Origin of the sequence: Flavobacterium cupreum (assembly GCF_003996965.1) — a bacterium.
In the GTDB taxonomy this organism is placed as follows: domain Bacteria; phylum Bacteroidota; class Bacteroidia; order Flavobacteriales; family Flavobacteriaceae; genus Flavobacterium; species Flavobacterium cupreum.
Genome location: NZ_QWDM01000020.1, coordinates 25,945 through 40,259 on the forward strand (window position 1 = coordinate 25,945; position 14,315 = coordinate 40,259).

At 33.6% G+C, this 14,315-nt stretch carries 8 protein-coding genes; 5 read left to right on the forward strand and 3 right to left on the reverse strand.

Going from position 1 to position 14,315, the window contains the following annotated elements:
• The first annotated feature begins 76 nt into the window (after positions 1–76).
• From D0817_RS22250 to D0817_RS22265, 4 genes are all read left to right on the forward strand, one after another.
• Positions 77–2,782 (forward strand): DUF7619 domain-containing protein, encoded by a 2,706-nt coding sequence (locus D0817_RS22250; RefSeq protein WP_127340551.1) that lies wholly within the window; start codon positions 77–79, stop codon positions 2,780–2,782.
• A gap of 58 nt (positions 2,783–2,840) precedes the next feature.
• Entirely contained in the window at positions 2,841–5,639 is a 2,799-nt protein-coding gene (locus D0817_RS22255; RefSeq protein ID WP_127340552.1) for a DUF7619 domain-containing protein, read from the forward strand.
• Positions 5,640–5,774: 135 nt separating this feature from the next.
• Complete coding sequence (locus tag D0817_RS22260) at positions 5,775–9,374, forward strand: DUF7619 domain-containing protein (RefSeq protein WP_127340553.1); 3,600 nt, start codon at positions 5,775–5,777, stop codon at positions 9,372–9,374.
• Positions 9,375–9,426: 52 nt separating this feature from the next.
• Entirely contained in the window at positions 9,427–11,730 is a 2,304-nt protein-coding gene (locus tag D0817_RS22265) for a DUF7619 domain-containing protein (RefSeq protein ID WP_127340554.1), read from the forward strand.
• A gap of 75 nt (positions 11,731–11,805) precedes the next feature.
• On the opposite strand, the gene D0817_RS22270 is transcribed toward D0817_RS22265, so the two are convergent.
• Positions 11,806–12,336, reverse strand: a complete 531-nt coding sequence (locus D0817_RS22270) for an ExbD/TolR family protein (RefSeq protein ID WP_127340555.1) — start codon at positions 12,334–12,336, stop codon at positions 11,806–11,808.
• A gap of 209 nt (positions 12,337–12,545) precedes the next feature.
• Here D0817_RS22270 and D0817_RS22275 point away from each other — a divergent pair, with 209 nt between their 5' ends.
• Positions 12,546–13,100, forward strand: a complete 555-nt coding sequence (locus D0817_RS22275; protein WP_127340556.1) for a fasciclin domain-containing protein — start codon at positions 12,546–12,548, stop codon at positions 13,098–13,100.
• Positions 13,101–13,179: 79 nt separating this feature from the next.
• Here the strand turns inward: D0817_RS22275 and D0817_RS22280 are convergent, their stop codons facing one another.
• Positions 13,180–14,025: an EamA family transporter gene (locus D0817_RS22280; RefSeq protein WP_127340557.1), complete on the reverse strand. Its 846-nt coding sequence runs from the start codon at positions 14,023–14,025 to the stop codon at positions 13,180–13,182.
• A 128-nt stretch (positions 14,026–14,153) separates the two neighbouring features.
• Positions 14,154–14,294, reverse strand: a complete 141-nt coding sequence (locus D0817_RS22285; RefSeq protein ID WP_127340558.1) for an SsrA-binding protein — start codon at positions 14,292–14,294, stop codon at positions 14,154–14,156.
• Between the last annotated feature and the right edge of the window lie 21 nt (positions 14,295–14,315).

Consider the following 14,315-nt stretch of genomic DNA (forward strand, 5'->3'; position numbering starts at 1 on the left):
TTAGTTTAACTAATTTTAACAAATAAAGTTGTGTTATTGTCTTAAAAAGTTACTTTTGTCTGAAAATTGATACACTATGAGGAAAATCTACTTTTTGTTTTTTACTTTATGTTTTTTTAATGGATTGAGTGCGCAGGTTATTAATATTCCTGATGTAAATTTTAAGACAGCATTATTATCAAGCGGCAATAAGTGGGGAACTCTTAAGGATCTTAATGGAAATCCCACATCAATTGATTCAAATGGAGACAGTCAAATTGAAGTCAGTGAAGCTTTAAATATTTCTTATATGGAACTGCCAAATTTATTTGGAAATCCACAAGATGAAATTACTGATCTGACCGGAATTGCGTTTTTTGCTAGCTTAAAATATTTAGATATTCAGTCTCAGAGTTTAAATAATTTAGATATTCTCAACAACCTTACCAAATTAGAAACTTTAAACTGTAGTAATAGTAAGTTAACGAGTCTTACTCTTACCAGTTTGGTAAACCTTAAGGCTGTTTTTTGTTTCAACAGTAATTTAGAAAATTTATCTGTAAATGGTTTATTAAAGTTAGAACAAATACATTGTAATGGAAATAAATTAAACAATTTAAACCTGCAGGGGGTGTCTAATTTAATTCAATTAAATATCGCCAATAATCCTTTAACTGAAATTGATTTATCCAATTTGGGTAAATTGAAGGCTCTTACTATTAACAATAACTTCAGTTCCCTTGATTTTTCTAATTTAATAAATTTAGAATCATTAACAATAGGAGATAATGTCAGTGACAAATTGAAATTGCAGTCATTGAATTTTTCAAGTTTAAAAAAACTTAAAAATTTAAAAATTTATAATGCTCAAAGTTTAAGAAAAATTGATCTTTCGGGATTACAAAACCTGTCAGATATACTTTGCGAAAAGAATCAAATAGAAGTATTAGATATAACAGGGGTAATTCACTTAGTAAATTTAAAATGTAATAACAATCAAATTGGAATACTGAATACAAGCGGATTAGATGAATTAGTTATCCTTGATTGTTCTCAAAATAAAATTAATACGTTGGATTTATCAAATTGTAAAAGCTTAACCACTTTAGACTGCAGTAGCAATCAGATTGAATCTATTAATTTATCAGGTTGTTATAATTTAAAAAAAGCGTATGGCGGATATAATCTCCTTAAAAGTTTAGATCTTTCAAATTGTTGTAAAAATAGTGTGGAGTATACTTTTAATGATAATAAGTTAGAAACTCTTTTCTTAAAAAATGGAGTTTCCGATGCCTTAACCATTGCCAATAACCCTACTCTGAAATATGTTTGTTTAGATGAAGATAAGATGTCTTCTGATATGACCACATTAATGTATTTTTCAGGCTATAAAGACGGGTCATTTCCAAATTTAGTTTATAATTCTTATTGTTCATTCACACCAGGAGGGACATTTTATACGATTGAGGGAAATCAGAAATTAGATTTAGATAAAAATGGCTGTGACAAACTGGATATAGTTATTCCAAAACTAAAATTTAATATAACTGACGGAGCTAAAAAAGGAAGTTTAATTTCTGATGAAAACGGAAGTTATTCTATTCCCGTACAAGCCGGCACTCATACTATTACCCCAATTTTAGAAAACCAGAATTATTTTAATGTTTCCCCAAGTACATTAACGGTTACTTTTCCAACGCAAATAAGTCCGTTTTTCCAAAATTTTTGCATTACCGCTAACGGTGTACATTCTGATCTAGAAATACTGCTAATTCCGCTTGAAGTTGCCAGGCCTGGTTTTGAGGCTGCATATAAGATAGTTTATAAAAACAAAGGAAATCAAATACAATCTGGCGTGGTAAATCTAAATTTTGATGATAATGTTTTGGATTTGATTGTTGCTAATCCTTTAGCTTCCACACAAACTGTGAATAACCTATCATGGAATTTCTCTAATTTAAAACCATTTGAAAGCAGAGAGATTGCTATTATTTTGAAATTGAATAAACCAACAGATAAGCCTGCAGTAAATAATGGTGATATCTTAAAATTAAGTACCACCATTACTTCTGAGACAGGTGAAGAAACTCCATTAGACAATACCTTTATTTTGAGTCAAACCGTTGTAGGTTCATTTGATCCCAATGACAAAACCTGTCTGGAAGGTTCCGTTATTACGCCAGAATTAATTGGGGAATATGTTCATTATATAATTCGCTTTGAAAATACGGGAACTTATCCCGCACAAAATATCGTCGTAAAAGACATGATTGATTTGAATAAATTTGATATCTCTACTTTGGTGCCAACCAGTTCCAGTCATTCTTTTGTAACCAAAATTTCAGAAGGAAACAAAATTGAATTTATTTTCGAAAATATCAATCTGCCTTTTGATAATGCGACCAATGACGGTTATGTGGCTTTTAAAGTCAAAACAAAACCAACATTAGTTTCGGGTGATATTTTCACCAATGAAGCGAATATTTATTTCGATTACAATCTTCCGGTTTTAACAAATAAGGCTGTTTCGACTTTTAAAACACTGGGTACGCAGGATTTTGAATTTTCGAGCTATTTGTCCTTGTATCCGGTTCCTGTAACTGATATTCTGAACATTCATACTACACAGACCATAGAAATAAAAGCATTGGAAATTTATGATATTCTCGGACAAATTGTTATCGCTGTTCCCAATGCACAATCCGTTTCAGGTGTTGATGTTTCGAAACTGCGGGCGGGAAATTACTTCATAAAGATCAAATCCGATAAAGGGAATTCTTCGATGAAGTTTATAAAGCATTAGAAATTTCACAAAAAACATAGTATTACTAAACGATTATTTTACACGAAAAATTATTTATATGAAGAAAATCTACTTTTTACTTTTGGCCTTATGCTTTTTTAACGGTTTAACTGCACAGGTAATTACCATACCGGATGCTGTTTTTAAAGGCATTTTACTGAAGGCTGATATCACGAATAGCATTGCAAAAGATATAAATGGAAATGCCATTAAAATTGATGCAAACAATAATTCAGAGATAGAAGTAAGTGAGGCTTTAAATGTCTACAGTCTCTATACGTACATCTTGCTTAGTGAAGGCATCGTTAAGGATTTGAGCGGTATTGAGTATTTTTCGAATTTAAAAGATTTGAATTGTTCGGGCTTCTACAGTCAGAATTTAGATCTTTCATCGCTTAAAAACCTGGAAAAATTGGTTTGCTCGGAAACCCATCAGATGAAAACTTTAAATATTTCGGGATTGACAAAACTAAAGTACCTGGATACGAATCACTGTGTAAACCTGGGTTCTTTGAATCTTTCCGGTTTGACCAATTTAGAGTATTTGAATTGTAGCCAGTTACCGATAACCTCCTTAAATTTATCCGGTTTAACAAAAATCACAGAACTAAGATGTTATAAAAACGTTTTAACGGCCCTGGACGTAACCGAATTGGTTAATCTTAAAAAAATGTATTGTTTTGAAGGCCAGTTAACAACAATAACATTGGGTAAACTGAGTAATTTGGAATATTTAGACTGCAGGGAAAATCAATACTTAAAAACTTTAAATGTTTCAGGATTAATCAATCTTCAGTCTCTGTATTGCAGGAGCACCCGATTAACGACTCTTGACGTTTCATCCTTAACGAATTTAAAACTTCTGGATATTGCAAATACGTATCGATTAATAGATATTAATGTACTAAATTGCAAAAATCTGGTAAATTTTTACTGCTCTAACAGCTTACTGACAAATTTGAATGTCTCCAATTTAGCGAATCTTACGATCTTAGATTGTTCAGATTCTCAATTAACTAATCTGAATGTTACAGGTTGTACCGCTTTAGAACAATTGGATTGCGGCAACAATAAATTTACAACGTTAAATCTTGGTTCTCTTCCTAATTTAAAAGAATTAGATTGTAGTGCTAATACTTTATTAAGCACTTTAGAAACCTCCAATTACCCAAATTTGCAAACTTTAACTTGTGACGGTAGTGGGATCTCCAATTTAGATGTGTCCGGGAGTTTAAAACTTTCAAGCCTGTATTGCCAGGCAACGAAACTTGCAGTTTTAGATGTGTCCCATCTTAAGGAATTAGAAAGTCTGGGCGTTAGGGATAATCCATTATTAACACATTTAATGATTAAAAACGGGAAGCTTTACTCTGGCTACAGTTTTTTAGAAGATAAACCTTCGCACTTAAAATATTTATGTGTTGACGAAGAAAATATAAATTATTACAGGCCAATTGCTGGTAAAGATTGTGAAATTAATACGTACTGTAATTTTATTCCCGGTAAAGCATATTATATTGTTAACGGGGTCAACAAGTTTAACTTTGACAATCAGGGATGTGTGCGTAATAATTCAACCTATCCAAATATAAAATATACCATTACAAACGGAACTAATTCGGGTGATTTTTATTCCAATAAAGATTCGTTTAGTATACCGGTTCAGGAAGGAACGGTTAACATCAGGCCAGTTTTGGAAAACCCAGGGTATTTTACTGTTTCTCCAACCTCTGCCAATATTAGTTTTCCTGCCCAAAGCAGCCCTTTTACGCAGGATTTCTGTATTTCTTCAAATGGAGTGCATCAGGATCTGGAAGTGGTATTAATTCCTTTAGAAGCAGCACGTCCGGGTTTTGATGTTAAGTACAAATTAATATACAGGAACAAAGGAAATGTAACCCAATCGGGAACTGTTAATGTTGCTTTTGATGATGCTGTTTTAGATATACTGCTTTCAAATCCTTCGGTATCAGCACAGGCATTAAATAGTTTATCGTGGAATTTTGCCAATTTGCAGCCTTTTGAAAAAAGGGAAATTGTTTTTACACTGAATGCAAATGCGCCTACCGAAAATCCTGCCGTTAATAATGGCGATATTTTAAAATTCACCACGACTATCGCAGCACAAGAAACAGATGAAACACCAGCTGACAATTTATTTACACTCAACCAGACTGTGGTTGGTTCTTATGATCCAAATGATAAAACCTGCCTGGAAGGTTCAGTGATTACACCGGATCTTATTGGACAATACGTACATTACATGATTCGATTTGAGAATACAGGAACGTATCCTGCTCAAAATATCGTCGTAAAAGATATGATTGATTTGTCTAAATTTGATATTTCGACTTTAGTGCCAACAAGTTCAAGCCATCCGTTTGAAACAAAAATTTCGAAGGGAAATAAAGTAGAATTTATTTTCGAAAATATCCATCTGCCTTTCGACGATGCTCATAATGACGGTTATATTGCTTTTAAAATTAAAACAAAGCCGACACTTGTTGTAGGAGATTCGTTTACAAATGAGGCAAACATTTATTTTGATTACAATTTTCCAATTTTAACGAATAAGGCTGTTTCGACTTTTAAAACATTAGGTACCCATGATTTTGAATTTTCGAACTATCTGACATTGTATCCGGTACCTGTAACTGATAGGCTGAACATTCATACGACACAGACCATAGAAATAAAGGCATTGGAAATTTATGATATACTGGGACAAATTGTTATCGCTGTTCCCAATGCGCAATCCTTTGCTGGTGTTGATGTTTCCAGACTTGCAAGAGGTACTTATTTTATAAAAGTGAAATCTGACAAAGGAAGTTCGGCAATGAAGTTTATAAAACAATAGAAATTGTGTTTTGAATAAAAAAGCTCCAAATTTATGAGGGGCTTTTTAAAAGAATTTAATGATGTATTCTTTAAATTTTAACAGATAAAGTTGTGATATAGTCTTTAAACGTTACTTTTATACCAAATTATTCCTATGAAGAAAATCTACTTTTTGTTTTTTACGCTATGTTTTTTTAATTGTGTTGTTGCACAAAATATTGATCCTGATTTTAACCAATTTAAATTACCCATAAATAATTATTTTGTAGACGGAACTGTGATTAAAAGTAAAGTTTTGTCAGATAATAAAATTCTTTTACTTTCAAAATACAATCAATTAGTTAGGCTAGATGGTAATTTATTAGACACAGGTTTTAATCTGGGTACCGGATTTAGTAATGGTAACGAGACTGCAGCATTAAATGATTTTTTTATTCAACCGGATGGAAAAATTCTTGTTACGGGCAGGTTTAATTCTTTTAACGGAGAAAATGTATCTGATATTATAAGGCTTAATGCAAACGGCACACTTGATGCAACTTTTAAATTTCAAGGTATTAGTTTAATTGGAGGCGGTATACAAATTGAATTGCAAGCTGATGGTAAAATTATTCTGGTAGCGGAACAAACAATGAATACCGGGAAATTTGATAATTTGATCAGGCTAAACGCTGATGGAAGTTATGACAAATCGTTTATAACAGTTCCTGATTTTCATTTTGATAAAGTCGCTATTCAGCCGGACGGGAAAATAATTGTAGTGCATAATACAAATAATGAGTTTTATTCTGATTATAATTATGTTGCACGATTAAATACAGATGGTTCATTCGATACTTCTTTTGTAAAAGCAAAGTTTTCTACCCTTATAGGTTCTTCGGTTTATTTATATAAATTATTAATTCTTAGTAACGGAAAAATTATTGTTGGCGGTAAATTTACCGGGGCAGGTGGCAAATCATCCCGAAATCTGGCACAACTTAATAATGACGGGACACTGGATACTTCGTTTGCAATTGGCTTAGGTTTTAATGCAGGTTTTGCCACTACATCTGATTATGTAAAAGATGTAGTCGAGCAAAAAGACCATAAAATAGTAGTATGCGGAAGTTTTAAAAGGTTTGATACTACTGACAGAGAAAATTTAGCAAGATTAAACCCGGATGGAACTTTTGACAGCTCTTTTCAGGATGTTGTTAATTTTCTGAATATTAATGTATTAAGTTCTGTTTCTTTATTTACAGATGAAAAAATTCTGGTTTCCGGAGGTGTTGGAGATTATAAAAAGCAGGATAATTTTGTTGTAAAAATTAATAACGATGGTTCAAAAGACAATAGTTTTAATAATATTGGTAAAGGTTTTTACAATGTTAGAGTGAGTACGGTTGTCCAGACAAAAGCCGGAAAAATTCTTGTTGGAGGTGATTTTCATTCGTATAACGGTTCAAAAAGCCATGGTTTTATACGATTAAATCAAGATGGTTCTGCAGATAACACATTGACCTATGGTGGCATGTCCGGATTTGAAGGAAATGGAACCGGAGGCAATATTACCGCAATATGCGAATCTCCGGATGGGAAAATTTACCTGGGAGGTTATTTTAATACTTTTAACGGAGCAGCTGCCGGACGTCTGGTGCGAATCAATGCAGATGGAACTAAAGACACCACATTTAATACTGGAAACGGAATTGATTACGGAGTATCTTATCCCGGCCGAATTAATGATATTGTGGTTTTGGCAAATGGTAATATTTTAGTCGGAGGTTCATTTGTAACTTATAACGGCTCAAATGCAAAGGGAATTATAAATTTAAGTCCAAAGGGAATCCAGCTTGGCTATCCTGATATTGGAAACAAAGTTACCTGTTTTAAAATTCAGGATGATGGTAAATTATTAGTAGGGTTAAGCAGTACCGGAGGAGGAGAATACTCATTAGGTACCCTTAAAAGATATAAAGATAACTGGGTTTTAGATACTTCTTTTATACTAGATCCACTATTGTCCGGAGGCAGCGTAAATTCTATAGACATTCAGCAGGATGGCAAAATCTTATTAAACGGAACTTTTACGGTAAATGGAGCAGCCATGAGCATTGTGAGAATTTTTAGTGATGGAAGCCTTGACAATTCATTCAGTTTTAATATTCAAAATAAAGATTTTATAGTAAATGATTTTGCACTACTGCCCAATCAGAAAATTCTAGTTTACTTGTTTAACAAAACAGTTGCTGAAAGTAAAATAATGAGGTTGAACAACAACGGAACAACTGATGCTTCATTCGATCAGTTTTCGCCAAATGGTTTGGTAAACCTATATTCACAGGCAGATGGAAAAACTCTGGTTTACGGGCAATTGTTAAATTCTAAAGGAAATCCCGGAGCGGGATTAAATCGTTTATCAGGAGAAGATTATAATTTGGTACAGGGCAGTAATAAAATTGATTTAGATAACAATGGATGTGATAGTAAAGATGCCGCTTTTGCAAATTTAAAAATGCATATTGCATCGCAGGAAAATAGTTTTGATTATATAACAAACACAACCGGTACATATTCTGCATCTTTAGTAAATGGTTCCCATACAATTTCTCCCGTTCTTGAAAACCCGTCCTATTTTAATGTAACACCCAAAACTGCAAAAATTAATTTTCCGACAGAAGTAAGCCCATTTAAACAAGATTTTTGTATTAGTCCAAATGGTGTTCATTATGATTTGGAAATTACACTTTTACCATTGCAGCCTGCCAGGCCGGGATTTGAAGGATCTTATAAAATTATTTATAAAAATAAAGGGAATAAAGTGCAGTCTGGTTCTGCTCAGTTAATTTTTGATAAGACTTTAACTTTTATAAAAGCTACTCCGGAAGCAGTATCTCCAAATAGTTTTTCATGGGACTTTATCGATCTAAAACCATTTGAAGCAAGAGAAATTACAATTAAATTAAAAATAAATGCTCCAATTGATACTCCTGCCGTAAATAATGGAGATGTTTTAAAACTCATAGCTGTTGTTTCATCTCAAAACAAAGATGAAACCCCTGATGACAATACATTTACTTTAAATCAGACGGCTGTAGGATCTTACGATCCAAACGATAAAACTTGCCTAGAAGGCTCTGTTATTACACCGGGTTTAATAGGCGGGTACGTTCACTACCTGATTCGTTTTGAAAATACCGGAACTTATCCCGCACAAAATATCGTTGTAAAAGATATGATTGATCTGGATAAGTTTGATATTTCAACTTTAATCCCAACAAGTTCAAGCCATCCTTTTGTAACCAAAATTTCAGAAGGAAATAAAGTGGAATTTATCTTCGAAAATATCAAACTTCCATTTGATGACGATCACAACGACGGTTACATCGCTTTTAAAATCAAAACAAAACCGACGCTGGTTGTTGGAGATTCATTTACCAATGAGGCCAATATTTATTTTGATTACAATTTCCCGATTCTGACCAATAAGGAAACTTCCACTTTTAAAACGCTGGGTATTCAGGACTTCGAATTTTCGAATTATTTTACTGTGTATCCTGTTCCTGCCAATGATATTCTGAACATTCATACAACACAGGCTATCGAAATAGAGTCGCTTGAAATTTATGATATTCTGGGACAACTTGTTATTGCTGTCCCGAATGCACATTCCCTTTCAGGTGTTGATATTTCCAGGCTGCGAACCGGTAATTACTTCATAAAAGTAAAATCGGATAAAGGAAGTTCATCGATGAAGTTTATAAAAAGATAGAAATTTCAAAAAACAGGTTATTGTTTTAATCTTAATACGAAAAATTATTTATATGAAGAAAATTTACTTTTTAGTTATTAGTTTATGTTTTTTTAATGGTTTGACTGCCCAGATCATTACTTTTTCAAATTCACAATTTAAGTCAGATTTACTGGCTGGCGGAATTACGAGAGATAGTAAAGGTCTGTATCTGATGCCTGATACGAATGGAGATAAGGAAATTGATATTTTTGAAGCTTTAAATATTTACGAATTGCAGGAGGAGAACCGTTATATTACTGATGTTACGGGAATAGAATATTTTATAAATCTTAAGTCTTTAAAAATCCAGGGTAATAAGCTTGTCAATTTAAACATTTCGACCCTGAAAAAATTGGAATACTTAGATTGTAATTCGAACGGGCTGAAAACTATAAATATTGCCGGCCTTTCTAATTTAACCTATCTAAACTGCAGCAATAACGGGATCAAAAAGCTTGATTTGGGCGGACTTTCAAAACTGACCACTTTTAATTGTTCGCAAAATGCTATAAAAGATCTTGTGCTTGCAGATTTTCTCTTGCTGGAAACAGCAAATTGTGCAGCATTCGGATTTGGAGATACCACCATAACTTCAACCACTTTGGTACTGCAGAATCTTCCAGGTCTGGTCAATGTTGATTGCAGTTCCACAAAGCTGACTGATTTAAAAATGTCCGGAATTGATAACCTGAAATACCTGAATTGTAAATTCAATAACCTTACAACACTTGACGCTTCTGCGATGTATAGTGCTGTAGATATCAATCTCTCCAATAACTACCTGCTAAACTCCATATTTATTAAAAATGGCAGTGATGAAACAGTCTCTTTTGGAAATAATACGAACAAATATGAATTAAAATACATCTGTGCAGATGAAGTTCAATTTTCCACTTTAGAATATCGTATCAATAGAACTTATCCGCAATTAGCAGGTAAATGTATGGTTGGTTCTTATTGCACTTTCATTCCTGGGGGTATTTCTTATACTGTAAAAGGCAGTCAAAGATGGGATTCTAATAATAATGGCTGTGGTACTGATGATCCCCTTTTTCCTTTCCTAAAGTTTAATATTACAGATGGTGTGCTGTCTCAGGATTTTATTACTGATAAATCAGGGAATTATGTTCTGCATCCTCAGGCAGGAAAACATACAATTACGCCTGTTATTTTAGAGAATTCATCATTTTTCAGTGTTTTGCCTTCCACAGTTATTGCTGATTTCCCGTTGCAAAGCAGTCCTTTTATCCAGGATTTTTGCATTACTGCAAATGGTACTCATCCTGATTTAGAGGTTACTTTACTTCCTTTAAATGCAGCAAGACCCGGGTTTAACAGCAATTATAAAATAGTATATAAAAATAAAGGGAATGTCATACAATCCGGTTCTGTTAACTTTAAATTTGATGACGCTGTCTTTGATTACATTTCTTCAGATACCGCTTTTATCAACAAAACAGTAAATAACATTCAGTGGGGTTTCACGAATTTAAAACCTTTTGAGAGCAGGGAAATAGTGTTTAAGCTAAATTTGAATGACCCGACAGAAACTCCGGCCGTAAATATCGACGATGTATTAAAGTTCATGACAACAATTGAATCAGTTGGTACAGATGAAACCCCGGTCGACAATGTTTTTACGTTAAATCAAACTGTTGTCGGCTCTTTAGACCCTAATGACAAAACCTGTTTAGAAGGAACAGTTATTGCTCCGGGTTTAATAGGTGAATATGTCCACTACATGATTCGGTTTGAAAATACAGGAACTTATCCTGCTGAAAATATTGTCGTTAAAGATAAGATCGATTTGTCAAAATTCGATATTTCGACCTTAGTGCCGACAAGTTCAAGTCATTCTTTTGAAACCAAAATTTCAGAAGGAAATAAAGTGGAATTTATTTTCGAAAACATCAATCTTGCATTTGATGACGATCATAACGACGGTTATATCGCTTTTAAAATCAAGACAAAACCGACGCTTGTTGTTGGAGATTCATTTACGAATGAAGCAAATATCTATTTTGATTATAATTTTCCGGTTCTGACCAATAAAGAGACTTCAACCTTTAAAACGCTGGGTATTCAGGATTTCGAATTTTCGAATTATTTTACGGTATATCCCGTTCCTGTAAATGATATTTTAAACATTCACACAATACAGGCAATAGAAATAAAAGCATTGGAAATCTATGATATTCTGGGACAACTTGTTATCGCAGTTCCCAATGCACAATCAGTTTCCGGTATTGATGTTTCAAAGCTTAGAACGGGAAATTACTTTATAAAAGTGAAATCAGATTTAGGCAGTTCCAATATGAAATTTATTAAGAAATAGATTTTAAGCTGAAGCAAAAAAGTCCCACATTTCGTGGGACTTTTTTGTTTGACTATTTTGTTTTAGGTTTAGTTTTTATTTTGCTGCTAATAGTTTAGATTCTTCCGGAGTAAAGTCATTGACAATTGCATAGGTATCAATTTTAGCAATTGTCATTTCATCAAGGATATCAATTAAATTTTTAAAGTTGCATTTTTTACTTGGTTTAATGATCACAATTGCTCCTCTGTTTAGTTTTCCCAATTGAGCAGAATACTCCTGAATATTTTTATTTCTAATAAAAAGTTCCTGACGAATTCCATTTTTACCGTATTTCATTTCTTTTGGACTTTCCGATTCTAATCCCAAAATCCCACTATAGAGTATTATTTTATTATTTTCATCTAATAAAACTGTGATGATGCGATTATTAGTACCTATTCCACATCTGATAACGCCATCATCATGCCATTTCTCAGGTAAAGTTAAATCGACAGCTTTCGGTTTGCCCAATTCAATAGTGACCATAAAAAAAATGATCAACAAAAAAGAAACGCTAACCATAGCAGTTAAATCGACTCTGGCATTTAACTTTTTACTTCTTACTTTTCGGGGCAGGTTTTCCATAATGAATTAATTTGTTACTAATTTATCGAAAAAAGTAATGCAATAAGGAAGCCTATTCTAAAAATATTTAAAAATAATTTCCTTCATTAATGCCTTGTTTCACGGTATATTTTGAGGATAATTTATATTTATTTCTAATTTTTTATTTTTTTGCTAAAACCAAAACAAATATTACAGCGTAAATGAGCTTATAACTTAAAATATTAATTATGAAAACTAGAAAATTTTTAGCCACAGCAGTTTTAGCCTTAGGATTTGCATTTACGTCTAATGCACAAAAAACAGTAATGGTTGGCGGAGCAGCAATGTACCCAACAAAAAATATTGTAGAAAATGCTGTTAACTCAAAAGATCATACCACATTGGTTGCTGCCGTAAAAGCTGCCGGATTAGTAGAAACATTACAAAGTAAAGGACCATTCACCGTTTTTGCCCCAACAAATGCTGCGTTTGACAAATTGCCGGCAGGAACTGTTGAGACATTATTGAAACCGGAAAATATCAAAACGTTACAAACGATCCTGACCTATCATGTTGTAGCCGGAAAGATGAATTCTTCGGATATTGCAAAAGCAATAAAAACAGGTAAAGGAAAAGCAACTCTTAAAACAGTAAGCGGTGGTACTCTAACAGCCTGGATGGACGGAAAAGATTTATACATCAGCGACGAAAGCGGTAATAAATCTAAAGTTACAATTGCAGATGTGAACCAGTCCAATGGCGTGATTCATGTAGTAGATGCAGTATTATTGCCTAAAAACTAAGCAAAAGCATCAAGCATATAAAAAAACCTGTAAATACGATTTACAGGTTTTTTTATATACTAATTTGACTGGTATGCGTTTACTTTTTAGCCGTTAAGGTTGATCCGGCTGACGCAATAACAACGCAGATAACCGCTAAAATTTCATATAAATTCAGTTTTTCCTGTAAAAAAACAAAGGCACAGAGGGCTGCCGCTGCAGGCTCTAAACTCATCAGAATACTAAACGTTCGCGGAGGCAGCTGTCCCAAAGCTTTCATCTCCAGTGTAAACGGAATGGCACTCGATAGCAGGGCCAGTGCTACTCCAAGTCCCATAAGTTTTGGAGTCAGATTCACTAATCCATTTTCATAAAAACCGAAGGGCAGTATTAAAATAGAAGCGAAAAGCATTCCAATAGAAACGGCCTCGCCACTGTTCATGATTTTAGAAACTTTCCCTCCTAAAACAATGTAACCCGCCCAAAGCGCTCCTGCTAACAATGCAAATATAACCCCCAACGGATCTATTCTGCTATTGGTCCATGGGGCAATTAAAACAATTCCTGCAGCGGCGAGCAATACCCAGCAATAATCCACCCAGCGTCGCGATCCGAATATGGCAACCAGAAGAGGGCCAATGAATTCTAAAGTAACAGCCAGCCCAATCGGAATTCTTTCGATGGACATATAAAAGATTAAATTCATGGCACCCAAAGTCAGACCATAGGGAATGACTATTTTCCATTGTGGCGCCGTGATTTTCGATAAATTGGGACGGTAAGCCAATAATAATATCAGGGCAGATACACCAATTCTTATCGATGCTGTTCCTGCCGCGCCAAGTGCCGGAAATATGGTTTTGGCAATTGCAGCACCACATTGTACACTTATAATAGCCAAAAGGACTGCCGGAACAGGAGGGAGGTTAAATTCTTTGTTTTTCATTGCAATTTTATACTGAAAAGCAAAACTACAAATTACGGAACAGAAAAGAGTTTGAAAGATGTAAAAGGATACATATTATACAAAGAATGTACAATATGGTTATAAATCAGAAGTAATATGGCAAAAAATTAATCTAAAGCACGTTTCGTTACATAATAGCGATACCCAATAAGCGCCATTTGCCATTTTTTTGCTTTCGTAATATCTAAACCTTGTTTCGTAAAACTAGGTAAAAGGACTTTATTGATTTTAGCTAAAATTTTATACATGACAGGTTTATTTTTTTCAAA

Bases quoted from the DNA above. Each gene is read 5' to 3' on its own strand.
- D0817_RS22260 (WP_127340553.1), top strand. From the start codon at position 5,775: ATGAAGAAAATCTACTTTTTGTTTTTTACGCTATGTTTTTTTAATTGT.
- D0817_RS22250 (WP_127340551.1), top strand. From the start codon at position 77: ATGAGGAAAATCTACTTTTTGTTTTTTACTTTATGTTTTTTTAATGGA.
- D0817_RS22280 (WP_127340557.1), bottom strand. From the start codon at position 14,025: ATGAAAAACAAAGAATTTAACCTCCCTCCTGTTCCGGCAGTCCTTTTG.
- D0817_RS22275 (WP_127340556.1), top strand. From the start codon at position 12,546: ATGAAAACTAGAAAATTTTTAGCCACAGCAGTTTTAGCCTTAGGATTT.
- D0817_RS22270 (WP_127340555.1), bottom strand. From the start codon at position 12,336: ATGGAAAACCTGCCCCGAAAAGTAAGAAGTAAAAAGTTAAATGCCAGA.
- D0817_RS22255 (WP_127340552.1), top strand. From the start codon at position 2,841: ATGAAGAAAATCTACTTTTTACTTTTGGCCTTATGCTTTTTTAACGGT.
- D0817_RS22265 (WP_127340554.1), top strand. From the start codon at position 9,427: ATGAAGAAAATTTACTTTTTAGTTATTAGTTTATGTTTTTTTAATGGT.
- D0817_RS22285 (WP_127340558.1), bottom strand. From the start codon at position 14,294: ATGTATAAAATTTTAGCTAAAATCAATAAAGTCCTTTTACCTAGTTTT.